At 62.4% G+C, this 13718-nt stretch carries 14 protein-coding genes; 7 read left to right on the plus strand and 7 right to left on the minus strand.

The window, feature by feature from the left end:
* The first annotated feature begins 264 nt into the window (after nt 1–264).
* The gene (locus K3F44_RS20475) at nt 265–519 is read left to right on the plus strand and encodes a hypothetical protein (protein WP_188036968.1); all 255 of its coding nucleotides are present in this window, start codon (nt 265–267) and stop codon (nt 517–519) included.
* A 12-nt stretch (nt 520–531) separates the two neighbouring features.
* Entirely contained in the window at nt 532–780 is a 249-nt protein-coding gene (locus K3F44_RS20480; protein WP_220632870.1) for a DUF3077 domain-containing protein, read from the plus strand.
* Nucleotides 781–879: 99 nt separating this feature from the next.
* Here K3F44_RS20480 and K3F44_RS20485 read toward each other — a convergent pair whose 3' ends face one another.
* From K3F44_RS20485 to K3F44_RS20500, 4 genes are read right to left on the minus strand one after another with little or no spacing between them, the layout of a single operon-like run.
* Nucleotides 880–1623 carry a penicillin-binding protein activator LpoB gene (locus K3F44_RS20485; protein WP_220632871.1) on the minus strand — a complete coding sequence of 248 codons (744 nt, stop codon included), beginning with the start codon at nt 1621–1623 and terminating at the stop codon, nt 880–882.
* A 3-nt stretch (nt 1624–1626) separates the two neighbouring features.
* Entirely contained in the window at nt 1627–2214 is a 588-nt protein-coding gene (gene lpoB / locus K3F44_RS20490; protein ID WP_220632872.1) for a penicillin-binding protein activator LpoB, read from the minus strand.
* Nucleotides 2215–2235: 21 nt separating this feature from the next.
* Nucleotides 2236–2601 (minus strand): YcfL family protein, encoded by a 366-nt coding sequence (locus K3F44_RS20495; RefSeq protein ID WP_150572512.1) that lies wholly within the window; start codon nt 2599–2601, stop codon nt 2236–2238.
* 15 nt (nt 2602–2616) lie between these two features.
* On the minus strand, nt 2617–4008 hold the full coding sequence (locus tag K3F44_RS20500; RefSeq protein ID WP_150570431.1) for a COG3014 family protein: 1392 nt from the start codon (nt 4006–4008) through the stop codon (nt 2617–2619).
* Between the two features lie 220 nt (nt 4009–4228).
* On the opposite strand from K3F44_RS20500, the gene K3F44_RS20505 reads away from it, so the two are divergent.
* The gene (locus K3F44_RS20505; RefSeq protein WP_220632873.1) at nt 4229–6160 is read left to right on the plus strand and encodes a cytochrome c/FTR1 family iron permease; all 1932 of its coding nucleotides are present in this window, start codon (nt 4229–4231) and stop codon (nt 6158–6160) included.
* Between the two features lie 53 nt (nt 6161–6213).
* Nucleotides 6214–6666 (plus strand): YaiI/YqxD family protein, encoded by a 453-nt coding sequence (locus tag K3F44_RS20510; protein ID WP_150570429.1) that lies wholly within the window; start codon nt 6214–6216, stop codon nt 6664–6666.
* Between the two features lie 58 nt (nt 6667–6724).
* Here the strand turns inward: K3F44_RS20510 and elbB are convergent, their stop codons facing one another.
* Entirely contained in the window at nt 6725–7393 is a 669-nt protein-coding gene (gene elbB, locus K3F44_RS20515) for an isoprenoid biosynthesis glyoxalase ElbB (protein WP_101315243.1), read from the minus strand.
* A 72-nt stretch (nt 7394–7465) separates the two neighbouring features.
* On the minus strand, nt 7466–8089 hold the full coding sequence (locus tag K3F44_RS20520) for a DedA family protein (protein ID WP_101315245.1): 624 nt from the start codon (nt 8087–8089) through the stop codon (nt 7466–7468).
* A gap of 207 nt (nt 8090–8296) precedes the next feature.
* On the opposite strand from K3F44_RS20520, the gene hemB reads away from it, so the two are divergent.
* Nucleotides 8297–9307, plus strand: a complete 1011-nt coding sequence (gene hemB, locus K3F44_RS20525) for a porphobilinogen synthase (protein WP_101315247.1) — start codon at nt 8297–8299, stop codon at nt 9305–9307.
* A 19-nt stretch (nt 9308–9326) separates the two neighbouring features.
* On the plus strand, nt 9327–11582 hold the full coding sequence (ppk1, locus tag K3F44_RS20530; RefSeq protein ID WP_101315249.1) for a polyphosphate kinase 1: 2256 nt from the start codon (nt 9327–9329) through the stop codon (nt 11580–11582).
* On the opposite strand, the gene ppx is transcribed toward ppk1, so the two are convergent.
* Entirely contained in the window at nt 11569–13071 is a 1503-nt protein-coding gene (ppx, locus tag K3F44_RS20535) for an exopolyphosphatase (protein WP_101315251.1), read from the minus strand. The two genes, ppk1 and ppx, sit on opposite strands and share 14 nt — an antisense overlap.
* Nucleotides 13072–13313: 242 nt before the next feature.
* On the opposite strand from ppx, the gene trxA reads away from it, so the two are divergent.
* Nucleotides 13314–13643, plus strand: coding sequence for a thioredoxin TrxA (gene trxA / locus K3F44_RS20540; RefSeq protein WP_101315253.1), 330 nt, complete (start codon nt 13314–13316; stop codon nt 13641–13643).
* Nucleotides 13644–13718 lie beyond the last annotated feature (75 nt).

A 13718-nucleotide genomic window follows, 5' to 3' on the forward strand; every position in this document is an offset into this window, starting at 1 on the left:
AAGTATCCTACGTCCTTTGCGGAAGCTGCCGTATTGTCGGGGAAATGCCTCAGGGCTAACGTCGTCGGGTCGCCTGAACAGGGCGAACGGGCGTGAGATACCCGACCCTAACGCACTCCGCTTTATGGCGGTCTTACGCGGGCAGACTTCGGTCTGGCCGGGTTAGCGTATGGGCCCGGGTCTCACCCCGCGTACGACTGCCACCCAAATCCGTGAGACGAAAAGGAGGGCAGCGACCATTCATACGCTATGAGGTGTCGTCCCATGAAAAAGATCGTCCCTGATCCACCCCGTTTAAAGCTGATCATCTCCCCGCATTTTTCTGTCCACAGCGACATGCTCCCGCCTGATTCCCTGGCCTTGGCCAATGAATTTCTCTGCGGCGTGGTCGAGACCCTCGACCAGCAGTGCAGCGACTCGGCTGAGCAACCTGACCTAAACGCCCTGGCCAGCGCCGCCCATGCCACGCGCATGGCCCGTACCCTGGTTGAACACGCATTGACCCGGCTGCGTAGCTGAAGGAGCCAAGGTATGAGCGTGCAAACCAACGGCATTACCACGGTGGGCGTGGCCTCAACCGAGCTGTTCACCGTCCGCCCTGGCATCCCGATCCCCCAGGCGTTTGATGAGCTGTCGGTGTTGCTGGGTTGTATCCGCCATCTGACCGATGAGGCCGAAATGCAGGGCGACCTCCAGGCCGGCAGCGCGGCGCGGATCCTCAGCGGGCTGGCCAAGGCGCTGGTCAATGACATGGAGACTGGGGTCAATCGACTGCGGTGAATGGCTTTGATGCGATGTATGGGGGCTGCTTTGCAGCCCTTTCGCGACGCAAGGCCGCTCCTACAGGAGCGGGCTTGCCCGGGAGAGTGCTTTCAGCCCTCAGCGCAAAATCTGCGCCGGTTCATCCGGCGGCAAGTTGCTCTGCACACCTTCTCGCGCTGGCGCCGCCGACACTTCGCCGGCCAGCTGCTCGGCCAGTTGCCGCGCTACATCCATGCCCAGCTCCCTGGACACCTCGCGGACCACCCGCGGGCGGTTGAGGGTGACGCGCGCATCCTGGCGTTTTACCAGCTTGGTGTCCTGGCCCTCGCCCATGGCGGTGAAGGCCGAGGTGATCTCGTAGGTGCGGGTATTGATCAGGCTGAAATCAGCCACCACGCTCAGGGCCAGTACCGCCGAGTGGCTGTCGGTGTGGTCGAGTGCGTTGATGTCGCTCTGGAAGTCGATATCCGACAGGGTGCCGAACAGCACGTAGTCGGCACCTGGGAACGAGCCGGCTTTGATCCGGGCGATCACGTCGTAGACATCGTCGTTGGAACGGCTGGTGTAAGGCTTGCCCTGCACCAGCTGGAACAGCCCACCCTTGAGGATTGCGCCCTTGATGTCGCCACCGAAATTGCGCAGCTCGGTCTGCTCGATGTAGCTCTTGCTGCTCTCGTACTCGCTGTAGCTGGCCGAGTGGCTGGCGCTGTACGGGCTCGCCTGGCCGCTGTTGTGCGCACTGACGCTGTGGATGTATTCCTCCACCTGCGCCTGATAGGCAAGGTCGGTGACTGCGACCTTGGGCGCCGCCTGCGCAGAAAATGCGCAAGCCAGAGCGATGACTGCCATCCATGTACGCATCGCTTAGCGCTCCGTGGTCTTGCGGATTTCTTTTTCGTCCATCCATTCAGCCAGGCCGCTTTCGACGTCGACCAACTGCAGGCTGAACTTGTAGAACACGTCTTTGTAATCGCTGCTGCGTTTGACGATGGAGCTGATCGAGCCTTCCAGGCGGTACTGCGCGGCGATCATGTTGCCCGTCTTGGCGACGGTGGCTTTTTTGTACAGGCCGCTTTGGTTCTGCAACTGGAGCTGGTCGACCTGGCTCTGCATGTCGGTGTTGTCGCTGGCAAAGCGGGCAACGCCGGTCTTGAGCAGTTGGGTCTTGATCGTGGTGGTGATCTCGCGGGTATCGATGTACTCGCTGGTCTTGTTCTTCACGTCATACACCTGCACCACCGGGCGGCCCTGCAGCACGCCGGACTGGGCCAGCGAGCGGGTCATGCTCTCGGCGATCATCTGCAGGTCGGTGGAGCCGAATTCGTTGGTAATCAGCTCGACTGCCTTGGTGTCGCCGTAGCTGATGTTCTTGCTGCCCAGGCCTGGTGACGGCGTGCTGCAGCCGCTGAGCAAGGCGAGGGTGAGCGCGGCGAGGGTAATGCGTGCAAACATCAAAAGTGCTCCTGAAAATGATTACCGGGTATGGACTTCGAGGCGGAAGTCGCGCGCCTGCGGAACCGGGGCGATGGCGGGCAGGAAGCTGGCCTGCTTGCCGTACAGAGTGAGGGTCTTCCAGCTTTCTTCATCGCCTACCGGGAAGCCGTCGTCGCCCAGCCAGGCGAAGCGGTAGTAAAGGGTCTGGTTGCTGCGGCTGGTGTTGTTGATGGCGACCTTGACGGTGAGAAATCCGCGTTCGCGGGCCACCCGCATCGGGCCAATGTCAAAGTCGTCGAGCTGGCCCATGGTCACCACCTTGCTGGCGGCGCTGCCTGGCTCGGGCGGACTGGCACAGCCTGCCAGGAGGGCGGCGGCGACAAGAGCGATGCAGATTAAACGCATGTTCGATCCTTGAGATTATTTGAGGTTGGCAAGCACCGGCGCTTGGGCCGGCTGCGGCAGTTGTATGGCGGCGCCACTGGCGAACACCTGATGGCCGAGCACGCGCAGGCTGATCACTTGGTAGGGTTGGTCGATCTTGACCTTGAGCGTACCGCTGCCGAGGATCGCCGGCAGGCTCAGGCGATGTTCGCCTTGGGCCAGATGCACGCGGGCGACCTGGGTCTGGTTGGGCAGGGTGCGCCAGGTGCGGGTGTCGGCGCCTTCGACCACTGCCGCGGCAATGCCCACGATCAGGGCTGCCAGCGGGTCGACCTCGTTCAGCTTTTTTTGCGCCAGGGTGCGGCTGACCGCGCGCACGCTGGTGCGCAGGATGATCTCCGGCATGTCGTCACGCAGGGCCCTGCGCGACATGGCGCTGGTGTTGTTGAGTGAAGTGAGGCTGACAGCCTGGTCGTTCAGGTAGACCTCGCCAAAGCGCGCAGTGCTGTTGTCTTCTCTTATCACCGGGAACGACAGCGTGGTGATCACCAGGTTACCGTCGATCGTCAGTGGCAGCGGGATGCGCATCGAGTCGCGTGCCGGTGCCAGGCCGCTCTGGACCACAATCAGCACATCGCTCTCGCCGGCTTTGGCTTGCTTGCCATCCAGGTTGAGCAGGGCTTGCTCGAGCAATGGCGTCTTCGGCCGTAGCTCGGCTGCAGTGCGGTAGCCCGGCGCGGCCAGGCCCTTCTCGCCAAGGGCCTCGTAGACGAAGCCGGACAGGTAATGGCTGAACGCGCTCTGGTAGCTGTTTTTCAGACTGACCACTTCAGGGTCGTCGAGGCTGGCCACCGGATATCCCTTCAGATCCTTGAACTCGGTGCTGGCACCTTGTTGTTCGGCTTCCTGCTCGCCCTTGAGGTACTGCTTGTCACGCAGCTCGGCGATGACCGCTTCGCGTTCGTGGGTCTTCTTGATTTCGGTACGGGCGCCGGCGAAATCGTTCTGCGCCAGCAGGTTCAGGGCCATCTGGGTGGTCAGCATGACCTTTTCGTAGTCGTAGCCCTGGTAGCGGCGGACCTTGTCGTTGACCAGATAGCTGGCGAACTGGCTGAGGTACTTTTCAGTGTCCAGTTTGACTGCTTCTTCCCACTCGAAGACCACGCCGTCGGCCACGCGCCAGGCTTGCTGGCTACCCTGCAGATCACCTTTGGAACGCAGCAGCTCGCCTTTTTCGAAGTAGTAGAGGAGGTCTTTGACGTCGCTCTTGTTGTTGCTCTCGAGCAGAGCCAGGGCAGCGTCGACATTGCCGGCGACAAGCTGCTGGTTGGTTTCCTGAAGCTCGCTGTCGTAACTGCGAAACACAGCGCAGCCGGTCAGTTGCGTGACGGCGATAAGCGCTGCCAGAAGTACTGCGCGGGGGACCATCGGTGTTGTTCTTCCCTGAATGGATGGACTGCGTCCTGCGCCAGCGCGGCCCGTGATTGCGGGGGACCAAAGGCAAAGGCGCGACATTATAAGCACAGGGTGGCGTTTTGCTGGCATGAAGGCTTGAATTAGGTTGCGCTGGCCCCTGTCGCTAATCTGTTACAAGATTTTTCGTGAAATATGCCGGCAGCCCTTGAGCAGGCGCGAGTGGAAGTGAACAATGTTCTCTTTCGTATTCCCCTCGAGATCGGCCATGACTTCCCGTCCCCGTTTACTCGCCTGGCTGCTGTGGCCAGTGCTGGCGCTGTGCAGCACGCTGGCCATGGCCGAAGCCCCTGCAGAGGCGACCAAGGCCTTGCACCTGCTCGATTACATTGGCGCGGATTACCCGCCAACGGTGCGCGAGGGCAGGGTGGTCGATGACGGTGAGTACCGCGAGCAGCAGGAATTCAGCAGCGTGCTCGCCGAACTGGTGAAAAACCTGCCAGCGCACGCCGAACGTGATGCCCTCGAACAGGGCGTACAGGCCTTGCGCACCGCCATCGACCAGCGCCAGGACGGCCCTACCGTTGCTCGCGAGGCGCGCCAGCTCGGTGCCCGTCTGGCGGTTGCCTATGAGGTCAGCCAGGCCCCGATAATCACCCCTGATCCTGCCCGCGGCGCCGCGCTGTACGCGCAAAACTGCTCGATCTGCCACGGTGACAGTGGTGCCGGCGATGGCCCGGCCGGGCTCGGTCTGGAGCCAGCGCCGGCCAACCTGCGCGACGTCGCCCGGCTCGATCAGCTCAGCCTGTTCGACCTCTACAACACCCTTGGCCTGGGCATCGAAGGCACCGAAATGCCCTCGTTTGCCGACCAGCTCGACGAGCGTCAGCGCTGGGACGTAGCGGCCTTTGTCGCCAGCTTCAGCGCCGAGCCGCAGGCCGCTGCTGGCGCTCCTGCCTGGAACCTCGCTGATCTGGCCCGGCAGACCCCTGCAGAAGTCGCCGCCAGCCACAGCGCCGAGGCCGTCGCTGCGTTTCGCGCCCAGCGTGCACAGCCGCCGCAGGTCAAGCGCGGCCCGGCGCAGTTGCTCGACTACACCGCCAGCACCCTCGACAAGAGCCTGGCGGCCTATCGCGACGGCGATCATGACCAGGCCTACGACCTGTCGGTAGCGGCCTATCTGGAAGGTTTCGAGCTGGTCGAAAGCTCCCTCGACAACATCGATGCCCAAGTACGCAAAGACACCGAGAAGGCCCTGATGGCCTATCGGCAGTCGTTGCAGGACGGCCTGCCCGTCGCCCAGGCCGAACAGCGCCTGAGCGAGGCCAAGGTCAAGCTCGACGCCGCCGCCAAGCTGCTTGGCAGCGATGGCCTGAGCTGGTCGCTGAGCTACATCTCCGGGCTGTTGATTCTGCTGCGCGAAGGCCTCGAGGCGATTCTGGTGCTGGCCGCGATCCTGGCATTCCTGCGCAATACCGGCCAGCATTCTGCGGTGCGCAGCGTCAACGTTGGCTGGGCGCTGGCACTGGTCGCAGGCTTCGCCACCTGGGCGGTAGCGGCGTATCTGATCGACGTTGGCGGTGCTCAGCGCGAATTGCTCGAAGGTTGCACCGCGCTGTTTGCCAGCGTGATGGTGCTGTGGCTCGGCGTGTGGATGCACGACCGGCGCCACGCTGCGGCCTGGCAGGACTACATCAAAAGCAGCCTGGTCGGCGGCGGCGGGCGCTTTGGTTTTGCCTTGCTGGCGTTCTTCTCGGTGTACCGCGAGCTGTTCGAGGTGATCCTATTCTACGAAACCCTGTGGCTGCAATCAGGGCCTGCCGGGCACAACGCTGTGCTGGCCGGTGGTGCCACCGCGCTGGTGCTGTTGGTGGGCCTGGCCTGGGTGATCCTGCGCGGTTCGGCCAAGCTGCCGTTGGCGCTGTTCTTCAGCATCAATGCCGCGCTGCTGTGCGCACTGTCGGTGGTGTTCGCCGGGCATGGCATCAAGGCCTTGCAAGAGGCAGGCATCCTCGGCACGCGGCCGGTGGCGTTCTTTGAATTCGACTGGCTGGGCATTCATGCCGATGCCTACTCACTGGCGGCACAAGCCTTGGCACTGAGCGCGATCGCGCTGCTGTATGGCCGCTCGTGGCTGCTCGAGCGGCGCCGCGCTGCGGCCAGTTGAGCTGCGATCTGGCACACTGGGTGCAGTGATTAACAGCCGATGAGAATGCAGCAATGCGTATATGGATCGATGCCGACGCCTGCCCCAAGGCAGCCAAGGACCTGATCGTAAAGTTTGCCCTCAAGCGCAAACTTGAGGTGGTGATGGTCGCCGGCCAAGCGCAGATCAAGCCGGCGTTTGCCTGCGTAAAGCTGATCGTGGTGCCGAGCGGGCCGGATGCCGCCGATGATTATCTGGTCGAGAATGCCGTACCGGGCGAGTTGGTGATCTGCAGCGATATCCCCTTGGCCGACCGCCTTGTGAAAAACGGCGTGGCGGCGCTCGACCCACGTGGCCGTGAGTTCGATGAGCGCAATATGGCCGACCGGTTGGCGACGCGTAACTTGTTCACCGAGCTGCGTGAACAGGGCCAGGCCAGTGGTGGTCAGGGGCCTTACGGCGAGAAAGAGAAGCAGGAGTTCGCCAACTCCCTCGATCGCATCCTGACCCGCCTCGCGAGGGGCTGATTACGACATTGATCACAGCACCACGCAGCGCCGGCCTGGGCCAGCGCTGCAGGGCAGCTCAGTGGTCGTTGGCGTGGGTCAATTCCAGCACCCGATCGACCAGTTTGTAGATGCCGCTGGCCGCATCGCTGATCGAGGTAGCGAGCATGTACGCCGGGGTGGTCACCAGCTTGCGCTGGGTGTCTTCGACGATGTCATGTACATCGCACTCTTCGTGGGTGCCGCCCATCTTCACCACCGCCGCGCTGGTGCCGGCATCGTTACCGATGGTGCAGACCACGCCTGGGCCGTAGATCTTCGCTGCCAGAGCTGGCGAAATGCACATCAGGCCGACCGGTTTGCCGGCTTCGGCGAAGGCCTCGGCCAGCGCCAGTACGTCTGGTTGAACCGTGCACTTGTCACCTTCAACGGCAAAGTTGGAGAGGTTTTTTGCAGCGCCAAAGCCGCCGGGCACGATCAGCGCGTCAAACTCGCTGACGTCTGCTTCGCGAATGTCCTTGACCTGGCCGCGGGCAATCCGCGCCGACTCGACCAGCACATTGCGAGTCTCGCTGGTTTGCTCACCGGTCAGATGATCGATTACATGCAGTTGGGGGATGTTTGGTGCAAAGCACTGCACCTGCGCGCCGCGCTGGTCCAGGCGCAGCAGCGTGATCACGCTTTCGTGGATTTCAGCGCCATCGTAGACACCACAGCCGGAAAGAATCACCGCCACTTTTTTTGTCATGCTTGTTTCTCCAGAGTCCAGGCGCCAATTGTTGCTTGGCACTTTACTAGGATCACGGCAACAGCGGCATGTTCATTCTTGCGGTGGGCTTGGCTTGTCCGTCAGCTGCTCGGTCGCAGCCGCGTCGGCGGCCGCCTTGCGCTCGGCGCGCTGGGTGCGAAAACGCCGGCGCAGCCACAGCAGCAGGCCCAGCACCAGCAGGCCGCCAAGTACCCACAGCTCGTACTTCTTGACGTTGCCAAGCAGGCCTTCGAGGATCGCCCCGAAGTGGTAGGCCGCAGCGCCCAGGGCCACTGCCCACACCGCAGCGCCAATGCCGTTGAGCAGCAGGTAGCGGCGCGGCGGATAGCCCGACAGGCCAATCGCTACCGGCATCACCGTGCGCAGGCCATAGACGAAGCGGAAGCTCAGTACCCAGATGTCCGGGTGGCGGCGGATATGGTCCAGGGCACGGTCGCCCATGGCCTGCCAGCGCGGCCTGCGCGCCAGGATTGCGCGGCCATGGCGGCGGCCCATGAAGTACCACAGCTGGTCGCCGGCATAGCTGCCGAAGAAGGCCACCACGCACACCATGTTGATGTCCATGTAACCGCGGAACGCAAGAAATCCCGCAAGCACCAGGATGGTCTCACCTTCAAAAAATGTGCCGAGAAAAAGGGCAAAGTAGCCGAAATCCTGCAGGAATTGTTGAAGCATCTTCTGGGGTGCTGGCGAAATGAACGCGCAGCCTACCCCTTCGCGGGCCGTGGGGAAAGTGTCCAAATGTGTCTCGACGTGAACAATTCCTACATGGTGATTGCCTGTGGCGACACGTCGCAGGGTTGCCCAAGGGTGTAACACAGGCGTCATAATGGCCGCTTATAACTGTCGCGCTGCCCGCCTGCGCGGGCTCAGGAGTCTGCCGTGAGCTTTACCCCCGCCAACCGTATGTTTCCTGCCACACGTCTGCGTCGCAATCGCCGCGACGAGTTTTCCCGTCGCCTGGTGCGTGAAAACACCCTGACGGTCGATGACCTGATCTTGCCGGTATTCGTTCTGGATGGTGAAAACCGCCGAGAAGAAGTGCCGTCCATGCCAGGTGTCGAGCGCTTGTCGATCGACTTGCTGCTGGAAGCTGCGCAGTCCTGGGTGGACCTGGGGATTCCGGCCTTGGCACTGTTCCCGGTAACCCCGGTCGAGAAAAAGACCCTGGATGGCGCCGAAGCGTGGAACCCGGATGGCATTGCCCAGCGCGCTACCCGCGCCCTGCGTGAACGCTTCCCGGAGCTTGGGGTGATCACCGACGTTGCCCTCGACCCGTTTACCACCCACGGCCAGGATGGCATCCTCGACGAAGACGGCTACGTGCAGAACGACATCACCGTCGATGCGCTGGTGCGCCAGGCGCTGTCCCACGCCGAGGCTGGCGCGCAAGTGGTGGCGCCTTCTGACATGATGGACGGCCGCCTCGGCGCGATCCGCGAGGCGCTGGAAGTCGCCGGCCACGTCAACGTGCGCATCATGGCCTACTCGGCCAAGTACGCCAGTGCCTACTACGGCCCGTTCCGCGATGCGGTAGGCTCGGCTTTGAACCTGGGCAAGGCCAACAAGGCGTCGTACCAGATGGACCCGGCCAACAGCGACGAGGCCCTGCACGAAGTGGCCACTGACCTGGCCGAAGGTGCCGATATGGTCATGGTCAAGCCAGGCATGCCATACCTGGATATCGTTTACCGGGTCAAAACCGAGTTCAAGGTGCCGACCTTTGTCTATCAGGTCAGCGGCGAGTACGCCATGCACATGGCGGCAATTCAGAATGGCTGGCTGAGCGAGGCCGTGATCCTCGAATCGCTAACCGCTTTCAAACGTGCAGGCGCCGATGGCATTCTCACTTATTTCGCCGTTCGCGCCGCCCAATTGTTGAGAGGGCAGTAACGCCCTTCAGGAACGTCAGATGAATAACGAAGTGCTATCCCCGGTCGACATCAAGGATGCTCAAGCGCTACCGCAAGAGCTGACGCAAACGCCGCCAGACCTTGAGCCGGTGGCCGAGCCTGTGGTCGAAGCGGTTGCCGACGCTGCGCTCGAAACCGCCGCGCCGACCCCTGCGCCGGCGCCGGCGATCCCGGTGCCTGGGCTGGACGACAGCAGCCTGTACATTCATCGCGAGCTCTCGCAGCTGCAGTTCAACTTCCGCGTGCTGGAACAGGCGCTGGACGAGTCGTATCCGCTGCTCGAGCGCTTGAAGTTCCTGCTGATCTTCTCCAGCAACCTCGACGAGTTCTTCGAGATCCGCGTCGCCGGCCTGAAGAAGCAGATCAATTTTGCCCGTGAGCTGGCCGGCGCCGACGGCCTGCAGCCACATCAGGCCCTGAGCCGGATCAGCGAGCTGGTGCACCACGAAGTGGATCGCCAGTACGCGATCCTCAACGACGTGCTGCTGCCAGAGATGGAAAAGCACAACATTCGCTTCATTCGTCGGCGCAACTGGACGCCGAAGATCAAGACCTGGGTGCGGCGTTTCTTCCGCGACGAGATCGCGCCGATCATCACCCCGATCGGCCTCGATCCGACCCACCCGTTCCCGTTGCTGGTGAACAAGAGCCTGAACTTCATCGTCGAGCTCGAAGGGGTCGATGCATTCGGCCGCGATTCGGGCCTGGCGATCATCCCCGCGCCGCGTTTGCTGCCTCGGGTGATTCGCGTACCGGAGGAGGTAGGTGGCACCGGTGCCAACTACGTATTCCTCTCGTCGATGATTCACGCCCACGCCGATGATTTGTTCCAGGGCATGAAGGTCAAGGGTTGCTATCAGTTCCGCCTGACCCGTAACGCCGACCTGGCGCTGGACTCGGAAGAGGTCGACGACCTTGCCCGCGCTCTGCGTGGTGAGCTGTTCTCGCGTCGCTACGGCGATGCGGTGCGCCTGGAAGTCGCCGACACCTGCCCCAAGCATCTGTCCGACTACCTGCTCAAGCAGTTCAGTCTGAGCGAGAACGAGCTGTATCAGGTCAATGGTCCGGTCAACCTGACCCGGCTGTTCAGCATCACCGGCCTGGAAAGCCACCCGGAACTGCAGTACCTGCCGTTCACCCCGGCGATCCCCAAGCTGCTGCAGAACGCCGAAAACATCTTCAGCGTCGTCAGCAAGCAGGACATCCTGCTGATGCACCCCTTCGAGTCGTTCACCCCGGTGGTCGACCTGCTGCGCCAGGCAGCCAAAGACCCGCACGTGCTCGCCGTGCGCCAGACCCTGTACCGCAGCGGCGCCAACTCGGAGATCGTCGACGCACTGGTCGACGCAGCGCGTAACGGCAAGGAAGTCACTGCGGTGATCGAGCTGCGTGCGCGCTTCGACGAAGAGTCCAACCTGCAGATGGCCAGCCGCCTGCAGGCGGCCGGCGCGGTGGTGATCTACGGCGTAGTCGGCTTCAAGACCCACGCCAAGATGATGCTGATCCTTCGTCGCGAGCAGGGCGAAATCGTCCGCTACGCGCACCTCGGCACCGGCAACTACCACGCCGCCAACGCCCGTCTGTATACCGACTACAGCCTGCTGACCTCGGATGACGCGCTGTGCGAAGACGTTGGCAAGCTGTTCAGCCAGCTGATCGGCATGGGCAAGACCTTGCGCATGAAAAAGCTCCTGCATGCGCCGTTCACGCTGAAGAAGGGCATGCTCGACATGATTGCCCGCGAGACCCAGTGCGCGCTCGACGGCAAGCCGGCGCACATCATCGCCAAGTTCAACTCGTTGACCGACGCGAAGATCATCCGCGCGCTGTACAAGGCCAGCCAGTCAGGTGTACGTATCGATCTGGTGGTGCGTGGCATGTGCTGCCTGCGCCCGGGCATCGCCGGGGTTTCGCACAATATTCACGTACGCTCGATCATCGGCCGCTTCCTTGAGCACACCCGGGTGTTTTACTTCCTCAATGGCGGCGAAGAGCAGATCTTCCTGTCGAGTGCCGACTGGATGGAGCGCAACCTCGATAAACGCGTCGAGACCTGCTTCCCCGTCGAGGGCAAGAAGCACCTGCTGCGGGTCAAGAAGGAGCTGGAAAGCTACCTGACCGACAACACTCAGGCGTGGATCCTGCAGTCCGACGGCCGCTACGTGCGCAGCACGCCAACCGGCAACCAGAACCCGCGCAGTGCCCAGGCGACCCTGCTGGAGCGCCTGAGCAACCCGGTCCTCAACGTACGCTGAGGACGAAGCCGACCCGGGCCAGCCACTCCGCCTCGTTGGCGAAGTCGGCCTGGGTCAGCGGGTGCTGTTCCAGCCAACCGTCCGGGAATACTACTTCCAGGCTATTTTCGTGGGCTTGCAGCACCACTTTGGGCATCTCTTGGGTGCCGCGGATGTGGTGGAAGAGGATGGCAAAGCGCAGCAGTACGCACAGGCGAATCAGCTGGCTGCCTTCATCGCCGAACTCGGCGAATTTGTCCTTGGGAATGTTGCGGCGATGGCCGCGTACCAGCAGCGCGAGCATCTGCTGGTCTTCACGCGAGAAACCGGCTAGGTCGGAGTGCTCGATCAGGTAGGCGCCGTGCTTGTGGTAGTGATAGTGGGCGATGTCGAGGCCCACCTCATGGACCTTGGCCGACCAGCTCAGCAGGTCGCGCCAGTTGCCTTCTTCCAGATCCCAGTCTTTGGCCACTTGATCAAACGCGTGCAGCGCCTTGCGTTCGACCCGCGCGGCCTGGCCGTGGTCGACGTGGTAGCGCTCCATCAACGAATTGAGGGTGCGCTCGCGCACATCTTCGTGGTGATGGCGGCCAAGCAGGTCGAACAGCACACCTTCACGCAGGGCGCCGTCGCAGTGGTCCATGCGTTGCAGTTCGAGTGCATCGAAAATGGCTTCGAGAATCGCCAGGCCGGCCGGGAAGATCGTGCGGCGGTCAGGCTTGACCCCTTCGAAGTCGATCTTGTCGGTGTCGCCCAGCTTGAACAGCTTGCGTTTGACCCAAGCCAGGCCTTCGGCATTGACCTCACCGTTGCCCAGGCCGCCAGCCTTGATCGCCGCGCCGATGGCGCGAATGGTCCCGGACGAGCCGATCGCTTCGTCCCAGGTCAGCCGGTGCAGGGCGGTTTCGATGCTCATCAGCTCCAGGCGCGCAGCGGTGTAGGCCTGGGCGTAGCGCGCCGGGGTGATCTTGCCGTCGCGGAAGTAGCGCTGGGTATAGCTGACGCAGCCCATTTGCAGGCTCTCGCGCAGCAACGGCTCGAAGCGCTGGCCAATGATGAACTCGGTGCTGCCGCCACCAATGTCGGCGACCAGGCGCTTGCCCGGATTGTCGGCCAGGGTGTGCGACACGCCGAGGTAGATCAGGCGCGCTTCTTCACGGCCGGAGATGACCTCGACCGGGTGGCCGAGGATAGCTTCGGCGCGCTGGATGAATTCGTTGCGGTTGCGCGCTTCGCGCAGCGCGTTGGTGCCGACGATGCGCACGGCGCCATCGGGCATGCCGTTGATCAGCTGGGCGAAGCGCTTGAGGCACTCCAGGCCGCGCTGCATGGCTTCTTCGCTGAGGCGGCGCTCTTCGTCGATACCGGCGGCCAGCTGAACCTTCTCGCCCTGCCGCTCAAGAATGCGGATTTCCGTGTGGTGGGCCTTGGCCACGACCATGTGGAAACTGTTGGAGCCCAGGTCGATGGCGGCGATCAGGGATAGGTTCTTCGCGGAGTTCTGCGGCATGATTTTCGAGATTCTCGGTCGGTTACCTGGCAATCCTGCCACGAACGCGGGCATACGCCAACGCGTGGCTGGGCAAGGTTTGATGCAAAGCAAGGTGCGCACGGATCGTATGACACCTATGTGACAGTTTCGATGCGGGGTGTCTTGCTCCACTATAGTTACACTCAATCGTCCGCGACTTCCTGTAGCCAGCCGGTGCAGCTATGATGGGCCACGATTTTGCTTTCCACCTGGAGATATCCATGAGCAACGACCTGATCAAACATGTCACCGACGCCACCTTCGAGGCCGAAGTCCTGAAGGCAGAAGGCCCGGTGCTGGTCGACTACTGGGCTGAATGGTGCGGCCCATGCAAGATGATCGCTCCAGTCCTGGACGACATCGCCACTACCTACGAGGGTAAACTGACCGTCGCCAAGCTGAATATCGACGACAACCAGGAAACCCCGGCCAAGCACGGCGTGCGTGGCATCCCGACGCTGATGCTGTTCAAGAACGGTAACGTCGAGGCAACCAAGGTCGGCGCGCTGTCGAAATCACAACTGGCTGCGTTCATCGACGCCAACCTGTGATGTGAAAAGGCCCCGGTAAATCCGGGGCTTTTCTTTTTGCGAACCCTAGACGCGCAAAAAAGCAAGTGTTACATT

The sequence above is a fragment of the Pseudomonas sp. S07E 245 genome (assembly GCF_019599025.1).
Lineage (GTDB): Bacteria > Pseudomonadota > Gammaproteobacteria > Pseudomonadales > Pseudomonadaceae > Aquipseudomonas > Aquipseudomonas shirazensis.

Coding starts and splice junctions, on each gene's coding strand:
- ppk1 (WP_101315249.1), top strand. CDS start 9,327: ATGAATAACGAAGTGCTATCCCCGGTCGACATCAAGGATGCTCAAGCG.
- K3F44_RS20510 (WP_150570429.1), top strand. CDS start 6,214: ATGCGTATATGGATCGATGCCGACGCCTGCCCCAAGGCAGCCAAGGAC.
- elbB (WP_101315243.1), bottom strand. CDS start 7,393: ATGACAAAAAAAGTGGCGGTGATTCTTTCCGGCTGTGGTGTCTACGAT.
- lpoB (WP_220632872.1), bottom strand. CDS start 2,214: ATGTTTGCACGCATTACCCTCGCCGCGCTCACCCTCGCCTTGCTCAGC.
- K3F44_RS20485 (WP_220632871.1), bottom strand. CDS start 1,623: ATGCGTACATGGATGGCAGTCATCGCTCTGGCTTGCGCATTTTCTGCG.
- trxA (WP_101315253.1), top strand. CDS start 13,314: ATGAGCAACGACCTGATCAAACATGTCACCGACGCCACCTTCGAGGCC.
- K3F44_RS20480 (WP_220632870.1), top strand. CDS start 532: ATGAGCGTGCAAACCAACGGCATTACCACGGTGGGCGTGGCCTCAACC.
- K3F44_RS20475 (WP_188036968.1), top strand. CDS start 265: ATGAAAAAGATCGTCCCTGATCCACCCCGTTTAAAGCTGATCATCTCC.
- ppx (WP_101315251.1), bottom strand. CDS start 13,071: ATGCCGCAGAACTCCGCGAAGAACCTATCCCTGATCGCCGCCATCGAC.
- K3F44_RS20495 (WP_150572512.1), bottom strand. CDS start 2,601: ATGCGTTTAATCTGCATCGCTCTTGTCGCCGCCGCCCTCCTGGCAGGC.
- K3F44_RS20505 (WP_220632873.1), top strand. CDS start 4,229: ATGTTCTCTTTCGTATTCCCCTCGAGATCGGCCATGACTTCCCGTCCC.
- K3F44_RS20520 (WP_101315245.1), bottom strand. CDS start 8,089: ATGCTTCAACAATTCCTGCAGGATTTCGGCTACTTTGCCCTTTTTCTC.
- K3F44_RS20500 (WP_150570431.1), bottom strand. CDS start 4,008: ATGGTCCCCCGCGCAGTACTTCTGGCAGCGCTTATCGCCGTCACGCAA.